Annotated in this window: 13 protein-coding genes; 9 read left to right on the forward strand and 4 right to left on the reverse strand. The window is 58.3% G+C overall.

Annotated features, from left to right (window positions below; all coding sequences use genetic code 11):
• Nucleotides 1-337: 337 nt before the first annotated feature.
• The 6 genes from Q1A51_RS20445 to Q1A51_RS20470 all read left to right on the forward strand — a co-directional run bounded on the left by Q1A51_RS20445 (nucleotide 338) and on the right by Q1A51_RS20470 (nucleotide 5,853).
• On the forward strand, nucleotides 338-1,204 hold the full coding sequence (locus Q1A51_RS20445; protein WP_299601804.1) for a DUF2189 domain-containing protein: 867 nt from the start codon (nucleotides 338-340) through the stop codon (nucleotides 1,202-1,204).
• A gap of 233 nt (nucleotides 1,205-1,437) precedes the next feature.
• Complete coding sequence (locus Q1A51_RS20450; protein ID WP_299601807.1) at nucleotides 1,438-2,268, forward strand: cytochrome c oxidase subunit II; 831 nt, start codon at nucleotides 1,438-1,440, stop codon at nucleotides 2,266-2,268.
• Nucleotides 2,269-2,329: 61 nt separating this feature from the next.
• Nucleotides 2,330-4,096 carry a cbb3-type cytochrome c oxidase subunit I gene (locus Q1A51_RS20455; RefSeq protein ID WP_299601810.1) on the forward strand — a complete coding sequence of 589 codons (1,767 nt, stop codon included), beginning with the start codon at nucleotides 2,330-2,332 and terminating at the stop codon, nucleotides 4,094-4,096.
• A complete protein-coding gene (locus Q1A51_RS20460) occupies nucleotides 4,093-4,776 on the forward strand; it encodes a hypothetical protein (RefSeq protein ID WP_299601813.1) in 684 nt (227 codons plus the stop codon). Before Q1A51_RS20455 ends, Q1A51_RS20460 begins: the two co-directional genes overlap by 4 nt.
• Nucleotides 4,777-4,785: 9 nt before the next feature.
• Nucleotides 4,786-5,493 carry a heme-copper oxidase subunit III family protein gene (locus tag Q1A51_RS20465; RefSeq protein WP_299601816.1) on the forward strand — a complete coding sequence of 236 codons (708 nt, stop codon included), beginning with the start codon at nucleotides 4,786-4,788 and terminating at the stop codon, nucleotides 5,491-5,493.
• 9 nt (nucleotides 5,494-5,502) lie between these two features.
• Nucleotides 5,503-5,853, forward strand: coding sequence for a cytochrome C oxidase subunit IV family protein (locus Q1A51_RS20470; RefSeq protein ID WP_299601819.1), 351 nt, complete (start codon nucleotides 5,503-5,505; stop codon nucleotides 5,851-5,853).
• Between the two features lie 44 nt (nucleotides 5,854-5,897).
• Here the strand turns inward: Q1A51_RS20470 and Q1A51_RS20475 are convergent, their stop codons facing one another.
• Nucleotides 5,898-6,836: a heme o synthase gene (locus tag Q1A51_RS20475; protein WP_299601822.1), complete on the reverse strand. Its 939-nt coding sequence runs from the start codon at nucleotides 6,834-6,836 to the stop codon at nucleotides 5,898-5,900.
• A 254-nt stretch (nucleotides 6,837-7,090) separates the two neighbouring features.
• Nucleotides 7,091-8,113: a tryptophan--tRNA ligase gene (trpS, locus tag Q1A51_RS20480; RefSeq protein WP_299601826.1), complete on the reverse strand. Its 1,023-nt coding sequence runs from the start codon at nucleotides 8,111-8,113 to the stop codon at nucleotides 7,091-7,093.
• A 73-nt stretch (nucleotides 8,114-8,186) separates the two neighbouring features.
• Here trpS and Q1A51_RS20485 point away from each other — a divergent pair, with 73 nt between their 5' ends.
• The gene (locus Q1A51_RS20485; protein ID WP_299208355.1) at nucleotides 8,187-8,870 is read left to right on the forward strand and encodes a rhomboid family intramembrane serine protease; all 684 of its coding nucleotides are present in this window, start codon (nucleotides 8,187-8,189) and stop codon (nucleotides 8,868-8,870) included.
• Here the strand turns inward: Q1A51_RS20485 and murJ are convergent.
• Both murJ and Q1A51_RS20495 read right to left on the reverse strand, forming a co-directional pair.
• Nucleotides 8,867-10,405: a murein biosynthesis integral membrane protein MurJ gene (gene murJ / locus Q1A51_RS20490; protein ID WP_299601830.1), complete on the reverse strand. Its 1,539-nt coding sequence runs from the start codon at nucleotides 10,403-10,405 to the stop codon at nucleotides 8,867-8,869. The two genes, Q1A51_RS20485 and murJ, sit on opposite strands and share 4 nt — an antisense overlap.
• 122 nt (nucleotides 10,406-10,527) lie before the next feature.
• Nucleotides 10,528-10,872 carry an SH3 domain-containing protein gene (locus Q1A51_RS20495; RefSeq protein ID WP_299601833.1) on the reverse strand — a complete coding sequence of 115 codons (345 nt, stop codon included), beginning with the start codon at nucleotides 10,870-10,872 and terminating at the stop codon, nucleotides 10,528-10,530.
• A 213-nt stretch (nucleotides 10,873-11,085) separates the two neighbouring features.
• On the opposite strand from Q1A51_RS20495, the gene Q1A51_RS20500 reads away from it, so the two are divergent.
• Together Q1A51_RS20500 and glgB are read left to right on the forward strand one after the other, a co-directional pair.
• Nucleotides 11,086-12,675 (forward strand): alpha-amylase family glycosyl hydrolase, encoded by a 1,590-nt coding sequence (locus tag Q1A51_RS20500; protein WP_299601836.1) that lies wholly within the window; start codon nucleotides 11,086-11,088, stop codon nucleotides 12,673-12,675.
• Nucleotides 12,675-14,867, forward strand: a complete 2,193-nt coding sequence (glgB, locus tag Q1A51_RS20505; protein ID WP_299601839.1) for a 1,4-alpha-glucan branching protein GlgB — start codon at nucleotides 12,675-12,677, stop codon at nucleotides 14,865-14,867. The genes Q1A51_RS20500 and glgB overlap by 1 nt, the downstream gene beginning before the upstream one ends.
• Nucleotides 14,868-14,887 lie beyond the last annotated feature (20 nt).

The raw sequence follows: 14,887 nt of genomic DNA on the forward strand, positions 1-14,887 counted from the left end.
TCAGGAAGCTGCCACGCCAAGCCTACTCAGTCGAACAGTGTCGATGTGGGCGGAGCAGCGAGGTACCTCAAAACCTTTGCCAAGAATTTGCATCAACTGAGGACATCATTAGCATGTGTTTGATTATACAGTGTGCTGTCAGATCTACTGAAATTTTGTCCGGGAGAGTAGCGGTTTTGGCGACCGAATGAGGTTCGGTTTGAGCGTATCCAACGACATCGTGGAAATTTGGGTGTGCCGATCGGTCGCATCATGGTATCATGTAAGTAACCGGTGTTCGACCGGCGTACGATTTGATCGGTCGGCGCCTACCTACTCTCGAGAGGGGGGTCTGCAAATGGTGAAGCCAATCAAAACAATCGGAAATCCCCTTTCTTGGGTGCTGCACGTTCTCGGCGATGCTTCACACTATACTCAGGATGCGGCTCATGAAATTGGTGGTGATCCGCAAGCACACCCAACAGTGAATCAGATCAGCATCGAAGATCTACGGATTGCGCTCAGGAAAGGAGCGGAAGACTTTGGGGCGCTTCGCACGGATGTGCTTTTCATCGTTATTCTCTATCCCATTGTCGGGCTCTGCCTTGCAGCCTTCGCCTTCCAGCGCGAACTACTGCCTTTGCTGTTCCCGCTGATGTCAGGTTTTGCGTTGCTGGGACCGATTGCCGCCGTCGGTCTATACGAGATGAGCCGTTGCCGAGAAAAAGGAGAGCCGGCAGGCTTTCGCGCCGCTCTTGGTGTAATGGGATCACCGGCCATAGCAGCCGTGCTCACGATAGGTCTTGGTCTGGTGTTAATGTTCATAGCCTGGATGTTGACAGCTTATCTGATCTTTACCTTGACCTTGGGGCCAGAGACACCTGCTTCCGCAAGGACGTTCTTTGTGGATGTCTTCACGACCGGTCCTGGGTGGACGATGCTGATCGTCGGTTGCGCAGTGGGGTTTGTCTTTGCGGCAGCTACGCTTGCAATGACCGTTGTCTCGATACCGCTGGCATTGCACCGCCATGTTGGTGTCCCCGTCGCAATCGCGACGTCGTTGGAACTGACGCGAAAGAACCCGGTGACCGTGGCGGTATGGGGGCTTATTGTCGCGACATTCCTTGCCATAGGGACGATACCATTGTTCCTTGGGCTTATCTTCGCTTTCCCGATCCTCGGACATGCGACATGGCACCTATATCGACGGGCGGTAGCCCAATAGGCTGAACGCTCAGGAAAACCGCCCAATGGTGAGCTTTGGAAGTTCATCTAGGAAGGTTGGCACGCATCGTCAATATGGCCGCGAACGCCTCAACACGACGCACCTTTTCTCATTTATTTCAGCGCCTTACATCTGAGGTACCCCAAATTCACGATTTGTGATACAATTTGGCGCAACAGTCGCGACAGATGGCTTCTGTGCCTGTGCGCGGTTGAGCCGAGGAAAGGCGCGTCATGGTCGTCGTAATCGCTCTGGTTGTCGTAGTTGTAGGATCAATCCTGTTCCACCTGCTTAGCCCATGGTGGTGGACCCCTATTGCGTCAAACTGGGGATATATCGACGCGACCCTCGTTATCACCTTCTGGATCACCGGGTTTGTATTCACGGCCGTCATCCTATTCATGGCGTATTGTGTTTGGCGGTTTCGTCACGAACCGGGGCGGGTCGCCGCGTTCGAGCCGGAAAACAGGCGACTGGAAATTTGGCTGACCGTGGTCACAGGGTTGGGAGTGGCCGCGATGCTGGCCCCGGGCCTTGTCGTCTGGAAGCAGTTTGTGACCGTTCCGGATGATGCCACTGAAGTTGAAGTTTTTGCGCAGCAATGGTCGTGGAGTTTTCGCTTGCCTGGTGAGGATGGCCGTCTGGGGACGTCGGATGCAGCTTTGGTCGGTCCGGATAATCCTCTTGGGATCAGTCCATTCGACCGCTTTGGGCAGGACGATATCATCATTGAATCAGACGATTTGTACCTTCCGATTGGGAAACCGGTGAAGATGGTTCTTCGGTCGGTCGATGTTCTTCACAATTTCTACGTGCCCGAGTTTCGCGCCAAGATGGATATGGTGCCCGGGATGGTCACCTACTTCTGGTTCACGCCGACGCGGATCGGTGAGTTCGAGGTTTTATGTGCAGAACTGTGCGGTGTCGGTCACGGCCACATGCGCGGCTTCGTGCAAATCCAAGAGGAGACAGATTATCAAGCCTGGCTGCAGGAGCAGCGAACCTTTGCAGAGCTTTGGGAGGAAAGAAGGGTTAGGACCGCGAGCAGCGACCCTGAACAATAGAAACTTTCAAAGTTGCTCCGCCGCCCGACAAGCCAAGCCGTTTCGGCTAGGAGGAGCATAAATGGCCAATATCCCCTATCGGCCCGATGAACAGGTCCCGCCGGCAGAAGTGCCGGACGTCCATCCACCGCATCCGCACACGTGGATCGGGCGGTGGGTGTTCTCGCAAGATGCGAAATACATCGCAATCCAGTACTCAGCCACTGCGATCGCGATAGGGTTGGTGGCCTTGGTCCTGTCCTGGCTGGTGCGCCTGCAACTGGGGTTTCCGGACGTTTTTTCATTCTCGGCCGAGGCCTATTATCAGTTCATCACCATGCATGGGATGATCATGGTGATCTACTTGCTGACCGCGATCTTTCTTGGCGGCTTTGGCAACTACCTGATCCCGCTAATGGTCGGGGCCCGTGACATGGTGTTCCCTTTCGTGAACATGCTGAGCTACTGGGTTTACCTTTTGGCCGTTCTGGTGCTGGTCGCGAGTTTCTTTGTGCCCGGCGGGCCCACGGGGGCGGGCTGGACGCTTTACCCACCACAGGCGATCCTGAGCGGGACACCGGGTGGACAGGATGCAGGCATCATTCTGATGCTGCTTTCACTGATCCTCTTTATTATCGGCTTCACGATGGGCGGTCTGAACTACGTCGTGACAGTTCTTCAGGCACGGACCCGTGGCATGACCTTGATGCGGATGCCGCTGACAGTTTGGGGCATCTTCACCGCGACGGTCATGGCATTGCTCGCATTCCCGGCTTTGTTTGTTGCTTGTGTGATGATGTTGTTCGACCGCCTGCTTGGCACAAGTTTCTTTATGCCAACGCTTGTCGAAATGGGTGAGCAGCTGTCTTACGGAGGCGGTAGCCCGATCGTGTTCCAGCATCTGTTCTGGTTCTTCGGCCACCCCGAAGTCTACATCGTGGCACTCCCGGCCTTTGGTATCGTGTCGGACTTGATCAGTGTACATGCTCGTAAGAATGTGTTCGGATACCGGATGATGGTCTGGGCCATCGTTATCATCGGTGCACTGTCCTTCATCGTCTGGGCGCATCACATGTATGTCTCGGGGATGCATCCGTATTTCGGTTTCTTCTTCGCAACGACGACGCTGATCATCGCGGTGCCAACTGCGATCAAGGTCTACAATTGGCTGTTAACGCTTTGGCGCGGTGACATTCATCTGACATTGCCCATGCTCTTTGCCCTCAGTTTCGTGGTCACTTTTGTCAACGGCGGTCTTACTGGTCTCTTCCTCGGAAATGTGGTGGTTGATGTGCCGCTGTCTGACACCATGTTTGTCGTCGCGCACTTTCATATGGTGATGGGGGTTGCGCCGCTGATGGTCATTTTTGGCGCAATTTATCACTGGCACCCCCTGATGACCGGTCGCATGTTGAACGAGGCCATGGGGCAAATACATTTCTGGGTCACATTTATCGGAACCTACGCGATCTTTTTCCCGATGCATTACGTTGGTCTGGTCGGTGTGCCACGGCGCTACCCCGAGATTGGTGATCCAGCATTCATCACGACGCCAGTGGACGGGCTGAACGCATTCATCAGCATTGCCGCCTTCATCGTCGGCGCAGCGCAAATCCTGTTTCTGTTCAATATTGCATGGAGCGCACGTAACGGTCGGGACGCTGGTGGCAATCCCTGGCGTGCAGCATCACTTGAATGGCAGACACCGCAAACACCTCCGCGCCACGGCAACTGGGCTGATGACCTTCCCGTCGTGTATCGCTGGGCCTACGACTACAGCGTGCCCGGCGCACCAGAAGATTTCATTGCGCAGGACGATCCGTGGGTGCAGCAAACGGCACCAACATGACCGTCATACTCGCCTTTTTGGTAACGATCATTGCGCTGGCATTCTGGTGGCTGCTCCAACAAGGTGTGATGTCCAAGCCCTGGCTTGAAACAGGCCCCATGGAGGAAGCGGCAGGCAGGTCCGGCTTTCCAGTCGAGCGTCTCGGGCTTGGCGTGTTCCTTGTTGTGATCGGATCGCTTTTCGCCCTTTTCGGCAGCGCGTTTATCATGCGGATGGATCTGGAAATCTGGCCCTCGTTGACCCTGCCACCGGTTGTCTGGATCAATACCGCCCTGTTGGTGGTGGCAAGCATTTTCCTGCGGCTGGCGACGCGTCGCAGCGATACGCGTCGGCTAACGCGGGACACGACCATTGCCGGATTGGCGACCGGCGGTTTTTTGGTTGGACAACTCCTCGCGTGGCGAGAGTTGCAGGTGGTGGGAGATGGCCTCACGTCCGGCCCCGCAGCAAGCTTCTTCTACATGCTGAGCGGTCTGCATGGACTGCATATCCTCGGCGGCATCCTCGCACTTGGTGTGTTGATAGCGCGCAGTGGAGGCGACCCAGACCGGACCAAACTTAACGTGGGTCTTTGTGCCACATATTGGGACTTCCTTCTGGTCGTGTGGATTGGGCTGCTGCTTCTATTCATGGGACTGGCCAACCAGTTGCTCGACATCTGTCGCACCATTCTAACGTGAGGGAACACTATGGCTGAGAGCACTCTGCAAACGGACCGCCCAGAAGGCCTCGACGGGTTTGTACGGGACTGGAGCTCTGACCAGCGCACGTTCAAGCGGGTGTCTTGGGGCAAGGCGATGATGTGGATTTTTCTGCTAAGCGATACGTTTGTCTTCAGCATCTTTCTGATCGGGTACATGTCGGCCCGCATGTCCACCAAATCTGACTGGCCCAATACCAGCGAAGTGTTTTCATTGCATGTGGGCGGCGCGGACCTGCCACTTCTTCTGATTGCGATCATGACTTTCGTGCTGATTTCATCAAGCGGGACAATGGCGATGGCCGTGAGGTGCGGTTATGCCCGCGCACGCAAGGCGACAGCCGGGCTCATGTATCTTACTGCACTTCTGGGCGCGACCTTTGTCGGCATGCAGGTTTTCGAATGGACGAAGCTGATCCAGGAAGGTGTCCGCCCCTGGGGCAACCCCTTCGGTGCAGAACAGTTCGGCGCCAGTTTTTTCATGATAACCGGTTTTCACGGTACACACGTTTCGATTGGCGTGCTGTTCCTGATCATCATCGCGACCAAGATCTGGCGAGGTGAGTTCGACCGGCCCGGCCGAACGTGGCTAAAATCGGACGCCGGCGACTATGAGGCGGTCGAGATCATGGGGCTCTATTGGCACTTCGTTGATTTGGTTTGGGTCTTCATCTTTGCGTTTTTCTATCTTTGGTAAGGAACGGTCATGACAGACACGACAACGCTTAAGCCACCAACAGCTCACGTCGAGGGGCAGCAACATCCTCTCAAACTCTACTTCCTTGTTTGGGGGCTGCTCTTCGTTCTCAGCGCTTTCTCTTACTTTGTCGACTATGTTGGCTTGCAGGGGCTGCTGCGCTGGTCCTTGATTATTGTCTTCATGCTCTTGAAGGCGGGTCTGATCGTCGCCGTTTTCATGCACATAGCGTGGGAACGTCTGGCCCTTGCCTATGCTATCCTGCTGCCGCCGTTGGCCGTGTTGGCCTTCCTTGCGGTCATGACTTTCGAGTCGGACTACACCCTTTCAACCCGGATATCCGTTTTCTCCGGGCCCTGAGGCGGGCCGATCGGATCAACAGTTCAGAGGCGTCAGTCTCCTCTTCAAATGCCTCCGGACCGCAACAGCCACCGGACGGCTGCGTCGACAAGGAGTGCGGTGAAGACGGCGTAAAGGTAAATGATCGAGAAGACAAAAAGTGACTTTGCCGGCGCGCGCGATACATCAATCGGTGTTCGAAGGAGCAGCCACGCGCGGCGCAGAAATTCAATGCCCAACGCTGTTGCAAGTATGCCGTACAATGGTCCCGCCATGCCCACGAACGACGGTGCAGCACCAATGGGGGAAAGCACAATAGTGTAGGCAAAAATCTGTCTTTTGGTCGCAGCCTCACCCGCCACGACAGGTAGCATCGGTATCCGGGCGGCCGCATAATCGGTCGACTTGAGCAGGGCGAGAGCCCAAAAGTGTGGCGGCGTCCAAAGGAAAATGATCAGAAACAGCAGCCATGGTTCCCAGTCCAGCGAACCCGAAATTGCGGTCCATCCGATCACCGGCGGCAAAGCGCCCGCAGCACCACCAATCACGATGTTTTGCGGAGTAACGAACTTGAGCCACATCGTATAAAAGACGCTGTAAAAGATGATTGTTGCCGCCAGCAGACCTGCGGAAAGCGGGTTGGCGTAGAAGCCGAGCACGATGACGGAGATCGTGGCGAGTCCCATACCGAAAACGAGCGCTTCGGTGGACGAAACCACCCCAGCTGGCAAAGGCCGGTTCGAAGTCCGTGCCATCTTTGCGTCAATGGGTGCGTCATACCACATGTTCAGCGCCCCGGCGGCGCCGGCACCTATTGCGATCGCCGAAATCGAAATGACAGCTCTGCCAAAAGATAAATCCCCCGAGGCCAAAGCCATGCCGACAAGTGCCGTGAAGATCGCAAGCGACATGACTCTTGGCTTTGTAAGCGCGATGAAGTGGGCCGCCCGACTGAACCTGAACTTAAGCACAGTACGTGCAAAAAAGCCGTCCGCGATCGGCATTTAATCGCTCCTCCCGAGGCACTTCATCTTAACGCATCAGTGGCCCAGCGGCAATTTTCTTGATCCAGTCGTCCGCAGCGCAAACCAATAGGGGGCTTTCGATAGTGATGCGACGATGCACCGCGCTGATTCCAAAGTGTTCTTCGATGGTAGCGCTCGATAGGGAAGCGTCATCAAGCAGACGTTGGCGCAAATGCGGCGAATGGCAGCTAAGTCCCGCACTGCGGACATTTCGCACCGTTGATGCGGTTCTGTCAGCTTCCGACCATCCCCACGATCTCGTAGGTTTTCTTTAGGATCGGTTGCGTGATCTCGCGCGCTTGTTCTGCGCCGTGGGCCAGCAACCTGTCGATCTCGGTGACGTCACCCATCAGCCGCGTCATCTCGGACGCGATGGGACTGAGTTTTTCGACCGCGAGTTCTGCCAGCGCCGGTTTGAATGTGCCGAATTGGGCGCCGCCGTGATCGGTCAGCACCTGCTCGACGCTCATGTCGGCCAGAGCGGCGTAGATGTTCACGAGGTTGCGTGCCTCGGGGCGGTCGTCGAGCCCTTTGTACTCTGAGGGCAGAGCCTCGGGGTCTGTCTTGGCCTTGCGGATTTTTTTGGCAATCGTGTCAGCGTCGTCCGTCATGTTGATGCGGGAGGCGTCCGAGGGATCGGATTTCGACATCTTCTTGGACCCGTCCCGCAGGCTCATTACACGTGTGGCCGCCCCTTTGATCACCGGCTCGGTGAGGGGGAAGAAATCGACGCCGTAGTCGTGGTTGAACTTGGCGGCGATGTCGCGCGTCAGTTCAAGGTGCTGCTTTTGGTCGTCGCCCACGGGCACATGGGTGGCGTGGTAGATCAGGATGTCTGCCGCCATTAGGGCCGGGTAGCCGAAGAGACCAAGCGAAGCGTTCTGGGCGTTCTTGCCTGCCTTGTCCTTGAACTGCGTCATGCGTTGCATCCAGCCCATGCGGGCCACGCAGTTGAAGACCCAGCCAAGCTGGGCGTGTTCAGGGACCTGGGACTGGTTGATGAGGATGGACCGTTCGGGGTCCACGCCTGCCGCGATGTATGCGGCGGCCAGTTCGCGGGTCTTGGCCGCCAGTTCGGCGGGGTCCTGCCAAACCGTGATCGCGTGCAGGTCGACCATGCAATAGACCGTCTCGTACGTGCCTTCGTTCTGCATCTCGACATAGCGTTTGAGCGCGCCGAGGTAGTTGCCCAGCGTCAGGCCGCCCGAAGGCTGCATGCCCGAGAACACGCGAGGTGTGAATTGGCTGTCTGACATCGGCTTACCTCTGGGCAAATTTGCATGGTTGGCTTACCCATGGCTAAAACAAAGTTCAAGCAGGCAGGCCCCTATGTCCGAGCATCATGATCCAAGCCCCGTCAACCCATTGCCTCCGGCCGTTTGGCTGCTTTTTCTGGCGGTGGCCTTGCCCGAGCTGGCGTTTTCGCTGGGTGAAGCGAACCTGATCGGTGGACCAGGGGCGGTTGGGTGGCGGTTGCAAGCCTTGAATGACTACAGCTTTTCAGGTGAGGCGTTCGATTACATGCTGAGCAACGGCATCCTGTTGCCCGAGCATTTGCTGCGGTTCCTGACCTATCCCTTTGTGCATGGCACCTTTACCTCGACCCTGTTTGCCGGAGTCATCCTGCTGGCCATGGGCAAGATGGTGGGCGAGGTGATGGGCGGCTGGGCGGTTATCCTACTGTTTGTCCTGTGCGGTGTCTTTGGTGCGCTTGTCTTTGGCCTGCTTACGGATCAGGCGTGGCTGATCGGAGCCTATCCTTCGGTTTACGGTCTGATCGGTGTTTTCACCTTTCTGCTGTGGCAGAAGCTGGCCGCGACCGGTGGGCCGCAGGCGCGTGCCTTTACCCTGATCGGGGTGTTGATGGGCTTGCAGCTGCTGTTCGGCATGTTCTTTCAGGTCGGTTATGCCTGGGTGGCGGAGCTGTCGGGGTTTTGCGCGGGCTTTGCCCTAACTGCTTTTGTAATGCCAGGCGGTTGGGCGCGCGTGCTGACAACCCTGCGCCGCCGCTAGCTGCGCCGTACGGCCCCCCGAATGTCCGACAGCTTCAGCGCACCGATGGCGTGGGCCACGCCGAAATAGCTGCCTGCCCCCAGCGTGATCAGCGCCAGTAGCGCGATGTAGCGTACCCCGTCCGTGCCAAGCGCGGGCTTCAGAAGGCTGGCAAAGACCCCCAGAACGATCCCCATCACCAGCGATGCAATGATGATACGCGGCAGGCGCTGGCGATAGCGGGTATCGACCCGCACAACGTCCCCCATGCCGCGCAGACCGATGTAGAGCAGGCCCAGCATGGCCCAGCCCGCCACCGTCGTGGCAACAGCAGGTGCGATCCAACCGATCGTGGGGGACAAACCGACGGCGATGGCGGCATTGATGACCATTGCCACAAGTGCGAAGTGGAAGGGCCGCTTGGTGTCGCCCCGGGCGAAGTATTGGGGTTGCAGCACCTTTTGCAGTACGAAGGCGGGAAGGCCCGCACCATAGATGGCGACGGCCACGGCAATAGCGGCGGCGTCGTCCGCGCCTGTAGCCCCGCGTTGAAACAGGACCGATGTAAGCGGCAGGGGGATCACCACCAGCGCCACTGCGCTGGGCAGGGTCAGCGCCATGGAAAATTCGGTTGCGCGGGAATAGGCGGTGCGTGCGCCATCATTGTCATCTGCCTTGAGCCTGCGGGACAGGTCCGGCAGCAACACGATGCCGACGGCAATGCCCACGACCCCAAGCGGCAGTTGATAGAGCCGGTCAGCGGCGAACAACCAACTGACCGCGTTGTCATAGGTCGAGGCGACAAGCTGGCCGACGACAAGGTTCACCTGCATCACACCGGTGGCCAGCGCTGCGGGTATCGCGGTGCGCACCATCAGGCTCATGTCCGGTGTCCAGCGGGGGCGCCCGAGGCGCAGGGCGAAGCCTGCCTGAGCCGCCGCCCCCCATGTCAGCGCCAGTTGCGCGATGCCGGCAAGGGGGATGGTCCAGACCAGCCAGGTGATCGCTGTACCGCCCGTCGCCCAAGCGAGCGTCATGGCGCCGATCACCATGATGTTCAGCAGGACGGGCGCGGCTGCGGCGACCGCGAAGCGACCCGTGGCGTTCAGCACGCCGGAAAACAGCGCCGAGAGCGACATGAAAAAGATGTAGGGAAAGACGATGCGACCAAAGCCTGTGGCAAGGTCGAACCGTTCTTGTCCGAACCCGCCTGCGGTGGCCCACACAAGCGCGGGCATGAAGATCATTGCGAGCGCAGTCAGGATCAATGTGACCAACGCCAGTCCGTTCAAAGCGTCCCGGCCAAAGCGCGCCGCGTCCTCGTCCCCTTCGAGCTTTGAAGAGAACATCGGAACAAAGGCCGCGTTGAACGCCCCTTCGGCAAAGAAACGGCGGAACATGTTGGGCAGGCGGAAGGCGGCGACGAAGGCATCCATCAGCGGGCCGGGACCGATCAGCGACAGGATCATGATCTCGCGCACGAAGCCCAAGATGCGGGAAAGCAGCGTCCAGACCCCGACGGTCAGAAAGCCGCTGATGAGGCGGATCGGTTTCATTTGGAATTGGGTAGCTTGTGGTGCGCGCGGGCGCAATGGTCGGGCTTGGGGCGCGTGGTTTTAAGAAGTTGCCGGAAAAGGCTTTTCGAGCTCAAAATGCAGCCCCGTACCCCGTGCGGCGCCTATAGTTCCTGGAGGTTCCGGACAGGCACCCAACCACTTGAACCGCTTGCCGCTCTGCACAGTACCCATCCATTCAGTTCATGAATGGCGTCTAAGACCTCGCCCTTGCGACACGTTAGTTCGATCGCCGAAAAGTCGGCGATGGCGTAGGTTTTCCCAGCAACTCTCCTTACCAGGTTGTCTGGTATCCAACCTTCTTTACCAGATTGGTTTTTTGCCCAAAGCCAAACATGTCCATCCCAATTGTCTGTCTTGCCCGACAGCCAAAACTCTTCGTCGGCCTTTAGCACAATTGGGTCTTCGTATGCTGCATCCCAGTCTTCAATAACGCGAAACCTTGGCATCGGCCTCCCTCCAGTTCAAAGCGCATCTTTTGCAATTTATACCCTAGACATCTTCAAGAGTGGCGAACGGCGGCAAAGGTCCGCTAAGCGATTATGTGATCACACTGATCAGACACCCATTCCGCCCGACTTGAAACAATCGTTTTTCGCCTTGCTGTTGCCTGTCAAAGCGCTTTGAATGGTGATGCACATCTCTAATCGAAGGCAGAACCAATGGCAGACGGACAGGACTGGTGGCGCGGGTCGGTGACCTATCAGATTTATCCCCGGTCCTTCATGGACGCGGACGGGGATGGGATTGGGGATATCAAGGGCATCATGGACCGCTTGGATCATGTGGCGTCCCTGGGCGTCGATGCGATCTGGTTGAGCCCGGTGTTTCCGTCGCCTATGGCCGACATGGGGTATGACGTGTCGGACTACCTCGACATCGATCCGACTTTTGGCACCTTGGCGCAGTTCGACGAGATGGTGGCAAAGGCGCATGGCCTTGGTTTGAAGGTCATCATTGATCAGGTGCTGAGCCACGCGTCGGATCAGCATGCCTTGTTCACCGAGAGCCGTCAGAGCCGCGACAACCCCAAGGCAGATTGGTTCATCTGGGCCGATCCGAACCCCGATGGCACCCCGCCCAACAACTGGCTGTCGATCTTTGGTGGTCCTGCCTGGACCTGGGATGCACGTCGTCGGCAGTACTACATGCACAACTTCCTGAAAGAGCAGCCGGATTGGAATTTCCATAACCGGGAGGTGCAGGATTACCTGCTGGACTGCGTCCGCTTCTGGCTGGATCGGGGGGTCGACGGTTTCCGGCTCGATACCGTGAACTTCTATTTCCACGACCATCTGTTACGCGACAATGCGGCCAACCCGTCCGACTGGGCGCAGGAGGCCGTGCGCCCGTTCGAGATGCAGTACACGCTGTTTTCCAAGAACCGGCCCGAGAACATCGCGTTCTTGGAGCGGCTGCGCGCGCTTCTGGATGAATACAATGATCGCACCATGGTGGGTGAGGTGGGCGACAGCCATCATTCCATCGACATCATGGGGCAGTACACGTCCGGTCAGCGCCTGCACATGGCCTACAGCTTTGAAATGCTGGGGCCGGATTTCAGCCCCAAGCATTTTCGCGAGCGGATTGAGGCGTTCTTTCGGGATGCACCCGAAGGCTGGCCCTGCTGGGCGTTTTCAAACCATGACGTGCCGCGCCATGTGGGCCGGTGGCTGGAGCATGGGGTGGATCAGGATGCCGTGGCCAAGCAGGCGGCGGCGCTGCTTTTGAGTTTCGAAGGGTCTATCTGCATCTATCAGGGTGAGGAGCTGGGGCAGGTCGATACTGTTCTGAGTTTTGACGAGTTGACCGATCCCGAGGGCATCAACTTTTGGCCCGAGAAGACAGGGCGCGACGGGTGCCGGACGCCGATGGTGTGGGAGGCTGATGCGCCCAATGCGGGCTTTTCACAGGCCAACCGCACATGGCTGCCGGTCAAGGAGCCGCAAGCTGCGCGTGCCGTGTCGACGCAGGGGGAGAATAGCGTGCTTGCGTTTTATCGCGAGATGCTGGCCTTGCGCCGCGGGTCGGACGATTTGCGGGCAGGCAAGACGGTGTTTCTTGATCTGCCGGAACCCGTGCTAGGGTTCATGCGGGGGGAGAACATGATGTGCCTGTATAACCTGTCGCCTGATCCTGTGAGTGTGGATGTGCCCCATGTGGTGACGTCCCTTTTGGACCAGTCCGCTGAGGTCGATGGCGCGCGCGTGACACTGGGTGGAAGCGGGTTTCTGATCGGGCGCATCGCTTGATGGGTGGGGCGGACACGACCAGTTTGCCGCCCCATTTGACCCAAGGGGATGTCGATGCGCTGCTTGGCGGGCGCCATGACCGCCCCTTTGACATGCTTGGTGTTCACAAGACCGGACGCTTCGCATGGTGTGTCGCTCTGGTGCCGGACGCGACCGCCGTTGTGGCGACGGTGGGGCGCAAGAAGGTTCCGCTGGAACGCATTGAGGGGCCGCTTTTTGCGGCACAGGTGCCGAATTCCAAGTCCGCGCATCGCTTGACGGCCACGTTTGCGGACGGGGCGGAATGGGCGTTCGAGGACCCCTATCGCTTTGGCCCTGTCCTGACGGAGAAGGATCAGCACCTGATGGGCGAGGGCACGCACCGCCAGCTGTGGCAGGCGCTCGGGGCGCATGTGACCGACGTGGATGGCGTGGCAGGCACGCATTTTGCTGTCTGGGCACCTAATGCGGCGCGCGTGTCTGTCGTGGGGGATTTCAATATCTGGGACGGGCGCCGACATCCGATGCGGCGTGTGGGCGAGACCGGCGTGTGGGAGATTTTCCTGCCCGGTCTGAGTGATGGTGATCTGTATAAATACGAGATCGCGCCACAGGACGGCGCGCCGTTCCTCAAGGCCGATCCGGTGGGCTTTGGGGCGCAGCATCCGCCCGAAACCTCCTCGGTCGTGCGGGATATTTCGGGCTATGGCTGGGATGATGATGGCTGGATGGAGGAGCGCGGTGTCGCCCAACAGCGGGACAAGCCGATCTCGGTTTACGAGGTGCATCTGGGGTCTTGGCGTCACACGGCGGACGGGCGGCGGCTGAGCTACCGCGAGCTGGCGACGGAGCTTGTCGATTACGCCGTCTGGATGGGCTTCACCCATCTGGAGTTTCTGCCGATCAGCGAGTTTCCCTTTGACGGGTCGTGGGGGTATCAGCCTTTGGGTCTGTATGCCCCGACGATCCGCTTTGGTCCGCCGCATGAGTTCCGCGATCTGGTGGAAGCCGCGCACAAGGCAGGGCTGGGCGTGATCCTTGATTGGGTGCCGGGCCACTTCCCGTCGGATGCCCATGGGTTGGCGCAGTTCGATGGCACGCATCTGTACGAACATGCCGACCCGCGCGAGGGGTTTCATCAGGACTGGAACACGCTGATCTACAATTACGGGCGGCGCGAGGTGAAGAACCACCTGACCGCCAACGCCCTTTACTGGTTCAAGGAATACCATATCGACGGGCTGCGCGTGGATGCCGTCGCGTCGATGCTCTACCGCGATTACTCGCGCGCCGACGGCGAATGGGTGCCCAACAAGGATGGCGGGCGCGAGAATTACGAGGCCATCGATTTCCTCAAGGAGATGAACACCCTCTGCTATGGCGAAGTGGACGGGATCATGACCGTCGCCGAGGAAAGCACGGCCTTTCCCGGTGTGTCCACGCCTGTGGACGCGGGTGGTTTGGGCTTTGGTTACAAGTGGAACATGGGGTGGATGAACGACACCCTGCGTTACATCGAAAAGGACCCGGTGCATCGCAAATACGATCATCACCTGATGACTGCCCCGATTGATTATTCATTCTCGGAAAACTTTGTCCTGCCGATCAGCCATGACGAGGTGGTGCATGGCAAGGGGTCGATGATCGGCAAGATGCCGGGGAACGAGTGGGAGAAATTTGCCAACCTGCGCGCCTATTACGGGTTCATGTGGGGGCATCCCGGCAAGAAGCTGTTGTTCATGGGTTGCGAGTTTGGCCAGTGGGCCGAATGGAACCACGATGCGGCTCTGGATTGGGATGCGCTGCATGGGGATCAGCAGCGCGGGTTGCAGGCGTTGGTGCGCGATCTGAACCACCTTTACCGCGACACGCCTGCGCTGCATCGGCGCGATTGTGATCCGTCGGGTTTTGCATGGATCGCCAATGATCCTGATCAGTCGCTGACTGCTTTTGTGCGGCGGGGCGAGGACGGTGACGCGCCTGTTGTCGTTGTGTGCAATTTCACTCCGGTCGTGCGTCAATGGCGCATTGGCGTGCCGGTTCCGGGCCTTTGGGAGGAGGTTCTGAACACTGATGCGGCGGCCTATGGTGGTGGCGACCGCGGCAATGGTGGTGCGGTCCAAAGCCAGAGTGGCGACTGGGACGGGCTGCCGGATTTCGTGGATGTTACCGTGCCGCCTTTGGCGACGGTGGTGTTCCGACACAAATATTAGGGGAGGAAACGATATGGCGG

Origin of the sequence: uncultured Tateyamaria sp. (assembly GCF_947496075.1) — a bacterium.
Taxonomy (GTDB): domain Bacteria; phylum Pseudomonadota; class Alphaproteobacteria; order Rhodobacterales; family Rhodobacteraceae; genus Tateyamaria.

Coding starts and splice junctions, on each gene's coding strand:
- trpS (WP_299601826.1), bottom strand. CDS start 8,113: ATGTCAGACAGCCAATTCACACCTCGCGTGTTCTCGGGCATGCAGCCT.
- glgB (WP_299601839.1), top strand. CDS start 12,675: ATGGGTGGGGCGGACACGACCAGTTTGCCGCCCCATTTGACCCAAGGG.
- Q1A51_RS20445 (WP_299601804.1), top strand. CDS start 338: ATGGTGAAGCCAATCAAAACAATCGGAAATCCCCTTTCTTGGGTGCTG.
- Q1A51_RS20485 (WP_299208355.1), top strand. CDS start 8,187: ATGTCCGAGCATCATGATCCAAGCCCCGTCAACCCATTGCCTCCGGCC.
- Q1A51_RS20475 (WP_299601822.1), bottom strand. CDS start 6,836: ATGCCGATCGCGGACGGCTTTTTTGCACGTACTGTGCTTAAGTTCAGG.
- Q1A51_RS20460 (WP_299601813.1), top strand. CDS start 4,093: ATGACCGTCATACTCGCCTTTTTGGTAACGATCATTGCGCTGGCATTC.
- Q1A51_RS20455 (WP_299601810.1), top strand. CDS start 2,330: ATGGCCAATATCCCCTATCGGCCCGATGAACAGGTCCCGCCGGCAGAA.
- Q1A51_RS20500 (WP_299601836.1), top strand. CDS start 11,086: ATGGCAGACGGACAGGACTGGTGGCGCGGGTCGGTGACCTATCAGATT.
- Q1A51_RS20465 (WP_299601816.1), top strand. CDS start 4,786: ATGGCTGAGAGCACTCTGCAAACGGACCGCCCAGAAGGCCTCGACGGG.
- Q1A51_RS20470 (WP_299601819.1), top strand. CDS start 5,503: ATGACAGACACGACAACGCTTAAGCCACCAACAGCTCACGTCGAGGGG.
- Q1A51_RS20450 (WP_299601807.1), top strand. CDS start 1,438: ATGGTCGTCGTAATCGCTCTGGTTGTCGTAGTTGTAGGATCAATCCTG.
- Q1A51_RS20495 (WP_299601833.1), bottom strand. CDS start 10,872: ATGCCAAGGTTTCGCGTTATTGAAGACTGGGATGCAGCATACGAAGAC.
- murJ (WP_299601830.1), bottom strand. CDS start 10,405: ATGAAACCGATCCGCCTCATCAGCGGCTTTCTGACCGTCGGGGTCTGG.